Below are 12562 nucleotides of genomic sequence, written 5' to 3'. Positions count from 1 at the left end.
ACATTAGATCCTCCTAAATCCACGCCACTTGCTCATGGGGGAACCTGCTTGGTGCTAGCCTCTCCCTTTGGGCTACGGTGTACACACAAGTCTTTTAAAGTTGTCCCACAACAATGTTAGATCCCCCTAACCCCCTTTTTAAGGTGGATTTAGGAGGATCTAACATTGTTGTGTATCTCGTATAGAGATGCGTGTACACCGTAGTCCGAAAGGGAGCATTTTTGCGTTGAGTTTATTGGTATGTTAAGCACTTAAGCAATAATTATCAAAAAGTAAATTTTACGAGTAATAATTGCTAGCAGCGCAGATAATTGCCTCAAAGCTCAAGTATAGGGAGAAGCCAAGAATGATTTTAAACCGTGGGCGTAGGGTGGTAGCTGCTTTATTGCTGTCAGTGGTACTACTGACAACAGCCTGTAGCCCAAAAGCACCTGGACGTTTTGACCAGGCGCAAAAAGAAAGCACTCAACAAAAAAACGTTGCGGTGGCTAAGAATGCAACTCAGGGTAGCGAGTTTAATAAACTTTTCCCTAGTGCAGGTGATGGCTACCAGCGTGTCTTTACCCAAGAGAAAAAAGGCTTTGCAGAAGCGAAGTTGAAAAAAGGTGGTAAAGATGTAGCATTGCTGTCTATTTCTGATACTACCAGCACACCTAGTACAGCAGCAAAGTTCTCGAAAAGCACCAAGAAAATTGGCGGTTATCCCGCAGTAGAAGTTGGTAAGACGCAAACTGCAATTTTGGTAGGTAAGTACCAAGTAAAAGTACTTTCCCGCGATTCGTCATTTACAGCTAGCGATCGCGCAGATTGGCTAGAGAAGTTTAATCTTAATGGTCTGGCTAAACTGAAATAAGCCGGATTGCCAAGATTGAAGATAACAAAACCTAAGTAAGGAGATTTTTGTGAGCAAATCGATTGTTGATTTAGTCGATCAATTGCCAACCGGTGGCTTGACTATTTCTATGTTGAAGTCCCTCGATTTTGTTGCTCCTGGGGAGTGGCAAAATACCGTCGGCTTTGTCAACACCATTAAAACCGTCACTGGCGAAGACGACGAAGATTTAATTCAACAAATTGGTGAAAGAGCGATTTATCTATTCAATGACAAATCCCAAGGATACCAAACAGCTTTGTGGTTATATCAAACCGTTGATGGTACAGATAAAGCCCTTGGTGCAGCCGCTTTAGCTAACAAAGTTGGCGAGAAAATTCCTTTATTGGGTTTTTTAAACTCTGTCACTCCCAAACCAGACAAAGCCCAAACTATCGATTTGACATTAAAGTTAGTGGCTGAGTTAGTAGCTTTCTGTCAAATTAACGGCATTCCTGGAGACAGCATTGGCGATTTTGTCGCCTCTTTAGGTGAGTATAGTGGTGAGTCACTCATCCGCATGGTGGCATTAGTTTGTGTTGATGGTTTAATACCTCTAGGTCCAGACTTCATCAGCAAAGCCATATCTGGGATTAATCAAACAAGTCCCAATGAATTAGAACAGAACTCAACTTTCCAAAATATCAAAGATGTGATTCCAGGCAACAATGCTGGTAGTAAACTCAACTTTATCGGCGAAAGTTTTGACTCAGTTAAAGGTTGGATGAGTGGTATTGTCAGTGCGAATAATTTAACGCCACACAAGGTAGTTAGCAACTTACACACTTTTGTCGATATTGCAGATGATAAGTTAGACTACCTGGCTGCATTCTTGGATGTATCTACAAATTATTATGAACACACTGGCACACAAACTTTAGCACGTCGCTTGATTGAACGGGCGGTGGCTGAGATTTAGGTTGATAGGGACTGGGGAATGGGCAGGGAGCAGGGGGCAGGGGGAGTAGGGCAGTAAGGAGGCATTTTTAGTACTTTTTACTACTGAAACAGATTGCTTATACATTTATTTCTTTCTCGTCTCCTGCCTCCCCTGCTTACCCATCTCACAAAATCGCATTGCTTCCCGCAAGGGAGAAGAGTTGTCCCCTCTGCTCTTTGCACCCTTCCCCTCTGCCTCTTTTCACCCCATGACCATTAGGGTAAACGCAGATCGGATGCGATCGCATATAAGTAAGGTTGAAAAATAGCCAAATTTTCCAGTTGCTCAAACTTACCTGTCTGCGTACCTGGATCAAATGCAGTGGTAATTACGTAAAGTTTACTGCCATCAAAGGCAACATGACCGATATGTTGCTCTTTTACTCCACCTTGTTCCTTGAGTCCAGCGAATCCATAGCGGATTCCCTGAAGCTTACCAATCGGTACTGGTTGGGGTGGGTAGGCTGAGAAAGTAATCTCTTTTCCATATTCACTCTGACGGTCTTTCGCAAATGCAGCGTAGTGGTCTGCAACCCAAGCCTTGAGTACTGGTAATACCTGGGTTTGGTATTGGGAACTTTGGTAGTCCACTTGAGAACCACTTGGAATACCAGCTGCTAAGAGTTTTTTTCGGAAATCCTCATTGTTTGTTAGTGGGTAAATGTTAATCTCAACTGTACCCAAACGTTTCCCTTTAGAGGAGATACACAACAGGGGTGCATTTCCCTCACAAGCGGCAACTTGCCAGTTAGTTGGAGCAGCAGTATTTCCCAGAATTTTCTGCCAGATATTACCCTCATTAGAGTTGGGAAGTTTTACAACAGCAGAGGACTTTACCTCTTTGGGTGGAGAAAATTGGGGAAGAACAAATTTTGCTCCCACTGGTATTGACACCAGCAAAATAGAACCTAGTAATAAATGATAAAGTCTTAACATTTTATTGATTATCCGGAGTCAAAGATGGCAGACTAACGATATCTACAATACGTTAAACAGGGGGAGGTCGCTTGTATTCCTCTATCTGTGTTTAGCTAACAGTTAGAGTCCGACGAAATTATTTGTTCTGGAAGTCTGCGCCTCCTTTTTTCTCTGCTTCAATTTCTTGACCTCAGACTTTTGTCAGTCAACCAGGCGTTAAATACCTGAAAGCAAGGTATTATAGAAAATCATACTAAGTAAAGTTAAGTAAAGTCTAATTATTTCATCTGAGTTGCAAATATGTTTAATCTTAGTAAATAGACTTTATTCAATCGGCGGGATTATCGATTCTAACTAAAATCGCCATGAACCCTAGTTTTTTGACTGCCCAGACTCCAACCACGATCGCTATTGTTGGTGGAGGTTTTAGCGGTTCTCTAGTTGCTACCCACTTATTGAAAACTGCCAGCCAACCTCTCATCATTAAGCTGATTGAGCGCAGTCATCAAATGGGGAAGGGAATTGCTTACAGCACCAATACCAACTGTCATTTGCTGAATGTATCGGCCGGAAACATGAGTGCATTTCCTGATGATCCCGGACATCTGCTGCGTTGGCTTCAGTACAATCGCAACGAATTAGCTGCATTTTTTCCTGAAGAAGTCAATGCTAGTACCTTCATTCCCCGCAAGGTCTATGGTTTGTACATTCAGTCGATTTTGGCAGAAGCAGAAGCCACAGCACCTAGTGATGTACGACTAGAACGTTTGACCGATGAAGTCGTGGGGATACAGCCTGAAGAAAAAGGGACGATCGTTTCTCTGCGTAGTGGTCGCTGTTTTGCCGCAGATAAAGTTGTGTTGGCGTTGGGAAACTCGCCTTCTACACCACCCGCAATCAAAAATGCAGACAGCAATAATGAAAGTTATCTGCGGAATGCCTGGTCAGCCGATGCCCTAGCAGACCTTAATCTTGATGCGCCCGTGCTGCTAATTGGTACAGGACTGACGATGGTGGATATGGTTTTATCTCTGCACGATCGCCAACATCGGGGCAAAATTTATGCTATATCTCGACGAGGATTATTTCCCCAAAAACATCAAGCAGCTAAACCTTATCCTAGCTTTGTGAACCCAGAGACTTCACCAAAAAGTGTGCGCGGCTGGTTGCATCGCCTGCGTGCCGAGGTGGAAGTTGCCGCTGCCCAAGGCTATGACTGGCGATCGGTAATTGATTCTCTGCGTCCCATAATTCAGAAAATTTGGCAAAAACTACCGACCAAGGAACAGCAGCGCTTTTTGCGTCATCTAACAGCCTATTGGGACGTACATCGTCACCGCATTGCCCCCAAAGTGGCAGATGTTCTCACTGAAATGTTGGATTCTGGTCAACTTAACATTTCCGCCGGACGGATTCGGGAATATCAAGCTTTGCCGGACGGTGTAGCCGTAACTGTATGCCAGCGCAAAACCCATGCTAATACTGTCTTACACGTCAACTGTGTAGTGAATTGTACCGGGGTAGCAGCAGATTATCGCCGATCGCCTCACCCCCTAATTGCTGATTTGCGATCGCAAGGATTAATTCGCCCCAATGCCATCGGCTTAGGATTAGATGCAGATCCCCACGGGGCTTTATATACGGCAGACAGTAATGTTTCGACGCTGCTTTATACCTTGGGAACTCCTCGCAAAGGCGACTTGTGGGAAACTGTTGCTGTTCCAGAATTACGGCTACAGGCGCAGGAATTATCTCAAGCGTTATTGCAGTCGCTGCCAGTACGTGTGCGTCCGATTCCCACGATGCTTTTGTTAAATAGGGAAACAGGCGATGGTGGCTCACAGATACCCCAGTCAAGCTTACTATTTCGGCAATTATTTGACCCTGAAACCAGTAGTTATACTTACCTGATTGGCGATCGACAGACAGGAGATGCTGTTCTAGTTGACCCTGTATTAGAGCAAGTTGACCGCGATTTGCAATCATTAGATGAACTAGGATTAAAGCTACGCTATTGTCTAGAAACTCATCTTCATGCCGATCACATCACAGGAGCAGGCAAACTTAGGCAACAAACAGGCTGTCAGGTGATCGTTCCCCAGAATGCTGCTGTCACGAAAGCCGATCGCTCTCTTGTCGGTGGCGAAATCATCGATGTGGGATCAGTAGCGATCGAAGCAATTTTCACACCAGGTCACAGTGCTAGTCACATAGCATATTTGGTAAACAAAACCCACTTATTAACTGGTGATGCCTTATTTATTCGTGGTTGTGGACGCACAGATTTTCAAGGTGGCGATCCTGGAATCCTATATGATGTGGTGACACAACGCTTATTCACCTTGCCAGATGATACCTTGGTATATCCCGCCCATGATTACAAAGGACGCACAGTTTCCAGCATTGGCGAAGAAAAGCGTTTTAATCCTAGATTTAGCGATCGCAGCCGTAGTCAATTCATTACAATCATGAATAATCTCAAATTAAGTTATCCCCAAAAGATGAATGCAACAGTACCGGCTAATGAATACTGTGGTGATTTTATCCCCCAAGATAGCTTAAACCCGGCCATGAGTCTAGCTACAGATGAAGAAAAGAAACAAATAGAAATCACAGTTATGACTAATACGGAAATCTACAATGATTACTTTGCTATGTATATCTAGAGCCGACAAGAGTTCTGTGAAGCTGGGATAAGGGTTTTTCAGCAGCTTGATGACTACAGGCTGTTGGTCAGTCTCTTTATATCCGCAATAAACCAGGTTTCTTGAACCGTTGTAAAGTTGTTCGCTAATCTGATATCCCGCTCATACTGACTTGAGTACTACCCATACCCATACTGCTGAATCTTTGAGGTTTCAGCTTTTAGTGAGGTATCCAGTAAATACCTCATCTGTCGCTAACTTAAATTAAAAGCGCCCTCCCGAAGTGGGAGAGCGCTTTCTTATTTAGCTAATAGAGTTAATGCTTGAGAATTAACCGTTGATAGCAGGAGCAGAAAGAGCAACAGGAGCAGATTCAGCAGATGCCAAATCTAAGGGGAAGTTGTGAGCGTTACGCTCGTGCATTACTTCCATACCCAGGTTAGCGCGGTTGATTACATCAGCCCAAGTTGCAATCACACGACCTTCAGAGTCAATGATTGATTGGTTGAAGTTGAAACCGTTCAAGTTGAACGCCATTGTGCTTACACCCAAGGCGGTGAACCAGATTCCGATTACAGGCCATGCTGCTAAGAAGAAGTGCAGTGAACGGCTGTTGTTGAAAGAAGCGTATTGGAAGATTAGACGACCGAAGTAGCCGTGAGCTGCAACGATGTTGTAGGTTTCTTCTTCTTGACCGAATTTGTAACCGTAGTTTTGTGATTCGGTTTCAGTTGTTTCACGAACTAGTGAAGATGTTACTAGTGAACCGTGCATTGCAGAGAACAAGCTTCCACCAAATACACCAGCTACACCTAGTTGGTGGAAGGGGTGCATCAAGATGTTGTGTTCTGCTTGGAACACGATCATGAAGTTGAATGTTCCTGAGATACCTAAAGGCATACCGTCAGAGAATGAACCTTGTCCGATGGGGTATACCAAGAAGACTGCGGTTGCTGCTGCGACTGGAGCAGAATATGCGATCGCAATCCAAGGACGCATACCTAAGCGGTAGGATAGTTCCCATTCACGACCTAAGTAGCAGAATACGCCAATCAGGAAGTGGAAAATTACCAATTGGTAAGGACCACCGTTGTACAACCACTCGTCTAAGGATGCTGCTTCCCAAATTGGGTAGAAGTGCAAGCCGATAGCGTTGGAGGAAGGTACTACTGCACCAGAGATGATGTTGTTTCCGTAGATCAAGGAACCTGCTACTGGTTCGCGGATACCATCGATGTCTACTGGAGGAGCAGCGATGAAAGCGATTACGAAGCAAGCTGTGGCTGCTAGCAAGGTGGGGATCATTACTACGCCGAACCAACCGATATAGATGCGGTTGTTGGTGCTGGTGATCCATTCACAGAATCGATCCCATACGTTAGCGCTTGAGCGCTGTTGTAAGGTTGTTGTCATTGTTTTATAAGTGCGGTTAGTGATTTATGAATCAGGCTCGTTTGTCTTTGCCTGTGAATACACTTTACAATGCTTTACAATTTTTCATCAACTATTTCACTTTTGTAAACCTGATGGAACTCATCAGCTTTGCTTATCACAAATCCAAGTTACGAGCAAGCGAGAGGATTTTATATGAATTTCCGCGATCGCTTGCCTAAATCTGCAATATTGCGGTTACTTATACTATTTCTATATGAAGCTGCACAAAACCAACCTTGATATTTAGACATCTCCGAAACCTTTGTAGAGACGTTGCAATGCAACGTCTCTACAAAGGTTTCAGGTAAAGCATAATTAATTTCTGGAGATGTCTAATGTAAAGGGGCTGAAGCCGCTTATATAGCAATACGCTTGGGTTAAGACTAAAAACTAAAACTGGCGTATCTTGGGTTTCGTTCCTCAACTCAACCTTGTATCTTAGAATAAGTGGTAGACCGTCCCAAGGGTATTACAACCTTATATATAACGGCGTGGGGGACAAAAAATATTCCAAGCAATGCCCATAAAGGTTTTCAAGACAATCGCCACAATGATTTGCGCTTACCTAATGAAAAAGCTATGGGACTCCTATTTGATTTTTGAACAAGACTCAGTACAGATGTATCCCTCTTTTCTTCCCAATTCCCAATCCACGTAAGTAAATTCAGGAATCAAACCGGATTCCTATAAATGTGTTGTAGTTTATTTAAATAACTCCAAACATTCATTTTTTAAAATGCCTTTGGTGACTTTAATGCTTCTAAATGATTTAGCGATTACCTCTTCACAAGATAGATTAATTTGTGATTGATTTATCGAGATTAAGTCTTGAATTGAAGCACCATATACAATTTCTGATAAACCACTCCAAACACAAGCAGTTGCACACATGGGACAAGGTTCGCAAGTTGTATATATACTATAACCTTCTAAAAAATGGTTTTTAAGTTTAGCTGTTAAACTACGAATAACATTGATTTCAGCATGGGCTGATGGATCGTTGTCTCTGATAACAGTATTATGAGCTACGGCAACAACTTCGTTATCTTTAACAATCACAGCACCGTAAGGTGTATCTCCTTTTTTTGCTTGCGCCAAAGCTAAACGCATAAAATATTCTGGAATCATAGAAAGTGAGGTTAATATAAGGATAGTGATTAATAATATCGTATTTCTGATGCTATAACTGGGAATTAAGATTAGTTAATAGTCAAATATGTTATTGAGCAGACAAGAAACAGAATTCTACTTAAAAGACCTAGAAACACCAATAGGTAAGGCAATTAATTTAACACTTGCCGCTTTGGTACTATTATCATCAGGAATTTTTGTCGCAGAAACTTATAACATTCCTGATTATGTGCGATTTCAATTACATCTAGTCGATACTGCGATCGTCATCATATTCGCGGTGGAATATTTACTCCGTTTGTGGAGTGCAGAAAACAAAATTCAGTATGTTTTTAGCTTTTACTCGATTATTGACCTAATGGCAATTTTGCCATTTTTTATAGGGATGGTGGATATTAGCTTTATCCGGCTACTGCGATGGTTTCGGATTTTACGATTAATCAGGTTTATAGATAGAAGATTTTTATTCGCTACTATCAGCACTGAAGATGGCATGATCTTTGCGCGGATATTATTTACATTATTTGCAATTGTTTTTATTTATTCTGGCTTAATATATCAAGTAGAGCATCCGGTTAATCCTCAAAATTACGGGACATTTTTGGATGCATTCTATTTCTCTGTTGTCACAATGACAACTGTGGGATTTGGCGATGTTATTCCAATTTCTGAATTAGGACGTTTGCTAACGGTATTGATGATTTTCACAGGAATTGCACTGATTCCCTGGCAAGTGGGGGATTTAATTAAGCAAGTTGTGAAAACTGCTAATCAGGTAGAAATGGTTTGTTCCAACTGTGGATTGGCTTTTCATGATATAGATGCTGGGTTTTGTAAAAGGTGCGGGACTAAGTTACCTAGTCACAGAGTTGATTGAAATGCGATGCCTATGGCGGTATATAGTGCTAATTACCGGGTAGTTCGAGAATATAGTCAATGCCTAACGTCAACGTCATTTCGGAATATAAAAGCTTCGGTGGCAAACTCGGCTTTTACAGTCATTTCTCCTCAACCTGTAATGGTGAAATGCGTTTTGCTGTTTATCAACCACCACAAGCAAATCATAAACCTGTGCCAATTCTCTATTTTCTCTCTGGGTTGACTTGCACGGAAGAGAATTTCATGGTTAAGGCGGGGGGAGTGCAACGCTTGGCGGCTGAGTACGGCTTGATGCTGGTTGCGCCAGATACAAGTCCGCGTAATACTGGCATTGCAGGCGAGGATGATGACTGGGATTTTGGTACAGGTGCAGGCTTTTATGTTGATGCTACAGAAGAACCGTGGCGTAAAAACTACCAAATGTATAGTTATGTCGTCCACGAACTACCTGCTTTGATTAACGCAAATTTCCCCACCCAACCTGAAAAACAAGGTATTTTTGGTCATTCAATGGGGGGAAATGGGGCGCTTGTCTGTGCAATGAGAAACCCAAAACTTTACAAATCAGTATCAGCCTTTGCACCTATCACAGCACCTATGCGTTGTCCTTGGGGACAAAAGGCTTTTGGTGGTTATCTTGGCAAAAATCAAGAAAGTTGGCGTGCTTATGATGCTAGTGAATTAGTCAAACAAGTAGGATATCACAGTTCAATTCTTATTGATCAAGGGACTGCTGATAAATTTTTAGCAGAACAATTACTACCGGAAGTGTTTGAGAAAGCTTGTGCAGATGTTAAGCAGCCGCTAAACTTACGTTACCAAGAAGGCTATGATCACAGTTATTATTTCATCGCCAGTTTTATTGAAGATCATATTCGTCACCATGCGTTCGCTTTATTGATTACAGCAGTTTTTATCTATTTAAACCCCACGTTTCTATTTTGATTTTTGAACAAGAATACGAGAAAATGGGGAATCGAAATCAAAGTCCCTCAATTTATCGGGGGATTTAGGAGGATTTAGAGCTTTTGATACCGACAAGAGGACTTTTCAAACATCCTCTAAAAGAGCAGTTATGATTCCCACAATTATTGCACCCCATCTCTTAATCCTTCCTAGGATCAAGGGGTATTCTTGGCATTTAATAAGTAGTTAAGCGGCAATAATATTTAGTTAAACGGCGATACATGACAGATATATAATTAGTTGAGCTTTATTTTTGAGCAATAAATATGAATAATTTTGTGACTTCTCAGAGGAGAAAAGACTATATCATCCTCTTAATAATTTGGCTGATAGCATTAGCTATAGATAGAACTTGGTTTTTATTAGATGATTCGATTCCATCCTACGATCAAAGCGCACATTTAACGACAGCATTACATCATTATAGGATTTTTCAAAACTTTAATATCTTCTCAGGAAATTGGTGGTTATCTCTGTGGCAATTAACTCCAAGTTATCGCGCTCCTTTTTTATATATTTGCACCGTACCATTCTTGATGTTGTTTGGGCGTGGATATGATCAGGCAAGCTTGGTCAACTTATTATATACTGCAATGATTATACTTTCAGTTTATCATTTAGGTAACTTTTTATTTAAAAATCGAAAAACTAGCATAACTGCCAGCATATTTTGTCTGTTATTTCCTATTTTAGGAATGATCCGGACAGATTATTTATTAGATTATGGGCTAACAGCAATTGTTATAGTAACTTTCACAATTTTGACAATTTGGAAAGATAGTTATATTGGGTTTTTATCATGGGGATTAACTATCATATTGGGCATAGGTATAGGTTTAATATTGTTGACTAAACCTACAGGGTTTATTTTTATTTTAGTTCCTAGTATTTGGACATTAATTACCTTTATTAGAAAACGTAAATTTATCAAGCTAATACAAACTTGCTTATCTTTGATGATAGCTTGGTTAATTTGTGGTTCTTGGTATAGCTTAAATTGGTTAACAATTATTACATCGGCATTAAACGCTAACCAAGTCGGAAAAGGAGAAGGCGATCCTTCGGCCACAACTATTGCTGGATGGTTATTCTATCCAAAGATGATCCCAGAAAGCGTTGGTTTACCAATATTATCTGTAAGTATTGGCATTTTATTAGTTTATCTTATTAAATATAAATTTATTAATGATTTAATTCCCGGATCTCTCCATAAATCGGCTCGAATATGGTTATTAGTTACCTTAGTAAGTAGCTATATAATTTGTACTTTAGGTACAAATAAAGACATTAGATTTATTCTGCCATGCTTCCCTATAATTAGTTTAATATTGGCGGATTTATTTAACTTAATTGAAAATATATATTTTGATAGACTGAGATTAGCAACTCTGGTATTAAGTAGTATATTGTTAGTCAATAATTTGTTTCCCTTACCCATAATTCAAGCATGGGGTGGTAAACATTTCCCTAATAATGATGGCAACAAATATCCCTTGGATCAACTGATAAATAAAATCATTGAAAAAAATATATATTTAAGGTCAACTTTAGGGGTAATTCCTGTTTCTACATCTCAAATAAATGAGTTTACTTTAGATTATTTTGGCGCATTAGCAGATTTCCGCGTATATGGCAGAAAATTCACATATAATTTATCTCAGGCAGAGGAGGATTTACAATATTTTTCTTGGTATGTCACTAGAGATAATGAACCAAACCAACCAGGAGATAATGGAGAGATTAAACGGAAACTAAACTCTTTAGTTAAATCTTATACTGATTTGAAATTACAGGGCGATTGGATATTGCCTAATGGAGATAAACTTCGATTATATAACCGCAAGAATCCTTATGTAATTGTTCAAAAAATCAGCAATACTGAGTCTGTAATTAGTCTAGAAAAGGTTGCGATTTCTCAACAATTAATCTTAGATAAAAATAATCCAGTAACATATCAAATAACAGGTTCATGGGATGATTTGCAAAATGGTATTTTACTATTAAAATGGCAAAATACCCAATCATCTTGGGATCACGATCATGCCATTGGGTTGGGAAATTTATACTGTGGTATCAAATGTCATCCTGAAGGAACTTTCCAGGTGAAAGAATCCTTAGCCACATTTATTCCTAAAACGTTACCAGTAGGAAAATATCAGCTATCAGCACTATATTTAGATAGAATAACCAATAAAGTCACATCTTTAAATATTCCAGATATTACTGTAGATGTGACAGATGTAGGAACAGCAGAAAAATCCCCACCTCTAGATTTCGTTACTCGAACTTCACAACTAGCACAAGAGTTACAACAGGGTAAATTAAATAATATATTTGCACAGATAGATAATTTCAATCTATACGATCCTACTCAAGATTATTTAAAACAGATTGGATTTGCGGCTAATTATCATCTGCAAAGAGAGCCAAATAACTTAAATTGGCGTTACACTCTAGTCTTATCACAACTTTTACAGCGCCAAGTCCCAGAATTAATCCAAAATTTAATAGAATTAACTAAATATGATGCTAAAAATCCTTACGCATGGCTTTATTTAGCTGTTGTTTATTTATATGACTTTCAACCTGCACAAGCTGAACAAAAATTAGCGATCGCAGAACAATTAAAAGCAGATATCCCAGAATTAAAAACTTTAAGGAAAGTAACAAACATTATGAAATTTTTGCCATTAATCCATTTTTGAAACATCAGCAAGGAACAAAATAATATAGCAGTCTTATTTGATTTGGGAAAAATAGGGACTTGCAGAGAAAAATG

General features: G+C 40.1%; 10 protein-coding genes. 7 read left to right on the top strand and 3 right to left on the bottom strand.

Translation table 11 applies throughout. The annotated features are described in order from the left end of the window. Positions 1–346: 346 nt before the first annotated feature. Both FD724_RS29010 and FD724_RS29005 read left to right on the top strand, forming a co-directional pair. The gene (locus FD724_RS29010; RefSeq protein WP_179074990.1) at positions 347–853 is read left to right on the top strand and encodes a hypothetical protein; all 507 of its coding nucleotides are present in this window, start codon (positions 347–349) and stop codon (positions 851–853) included. 49 nt (positions 854–902) lie between these two features. Next, on the top strand, positions 903–1790 hold the full coding sequence (locus tag FD724_RS29005; protein WP_179074989.1) for a hypothetical protein: 888 nt from the start codon (positions 903–905) through the stop codon (positions 1788–1790). Positions 1791–2026: 236 nt separating this feature from the next. Here FD724_RS29005 and FD724_RS29000 read toward each other — a convergent pair whose 3' ends face one another. Further along, positions 2027–2746, bottom strand: a complete 720-nt coding sequence (locus tag FD724_RS29000; protein ID WP_179074988.1) for a hypothetical protein — start codon at positions 2744–2746, stop codon at positions 2027–2029. 347 nt (positions 2747–3093) lie between these two features. On the opposite strand from FD724_RS29000, the gene FD724_RS28995 reads away from it, so the two are divergent. Beyond that, a complete protein-coding gene (locus FD724_RS28995; protein WP_179074987.1) occupies positions 3094–5394 on the top strand; it encodes an FAD/NAD(P)-binding protein in 2301 nt (766 codons plus the stop codon). A 309-nt stretch (positions 5395–5703) separates the two neighbouring features. On the opposite strand, the gene psbA is transcribed toward FD724_RS28995, so the two are convergent. Beyond that, complete coding sequence (psbA, locus tag FD724_RS28990) at positions 5704–6786, bottom strand: photosystem II q(b) protein (RefSeq protein WP_159402515.1); 1083 nt, start codon at positions 6784–6786, stop codon at positions 5704–5706. A 26-nt stretch (positions 6787–6812) separates the two neighbouring features. On the opposite strand from psbA, the gene FD724_RS28985 reads away from it, so the two are divergent. After that, positions 6813–6986: a hypothetical protein gene (locus tag FD724_RS28985; RefSeq protein WP_179074986.1), complete on the top strand. Its 174-nt coding sequence runs from the start codon at positions 6813–6815 to the stop codon at positions 6984–6986. Between the two features lie 523 nt (positions 6987–7509). Here the strand turns inward: FD724_RS28985 and FD724_RS28980 are convergent. Further along, positions 7510–7935, bottom strand: coding sequence for a nucleoside deaminase (locus tag FD724_RS28980; RefSeq protein ID WP_179074985.1), 426 nt, complete (start codon positions 7933–7935; stop codon positions 7510–7512). 88 nt (positions 7936–8023) lie between these two features. On the opposite strand from FD724_RS28980, the gene FD724_RS28975 reads away from it, so the two are divergent. The 3 genes from FD724_RS28975 (at position 8024) to FD724_RS28965 (ending at position 12488) form a co-directional block, all read left to right on the top strand. Then, the gene (locus tag FD724_RS28975; protein ID WP_179074984.1) at positions 8024–8815 is read left to right on the top strand and encodes an ion transporter; all 792 of its coding nucleotides are present in this window, start codon (positions 8024–8026) and stop codon (positions 8813–8815) included. A gap of 59 nt (positions 8816–8874) precedes the next feature. Beyond that, complete coding sequence (fghA, locus tag FD724_RS28970; RefSeq protein WP_179074983.1) at positions 8875–9762, top strand: S-formylglutathione hydrolase; 888 nt, start codon at positions 8875–8877, stop codon at positions 9760–9762. A 287-nt stretch (positions 9763–10049) separates the two neighbouring features. Continuing rightward, positions 10050–12488 (top strand): hypothetical protein, encoded by a 2439-nt coding sequence (locus FD724_RS28965; RefSeq protein ID WP_179074982.1) that lies wholly within the window; start codon positions 10050–10052, stop codon positions 12486–12488. Positions 12489–12562 lie beyond the last annotated feature (74 nt).

Source organism: Nostoc sp. C057, from assembly GCF_013393925.1.
GTDB lineage: Bacteria > Cyanobacteriota > Cyanobacteriia > Cyanobacteriales > Nostocaceae > Nostoc > Nostoc muscorum_A.
Note: the sequence above shows the minus strand (reverse complement) of the source record. Positions and strands in the feature narration are given on the sequence as shown.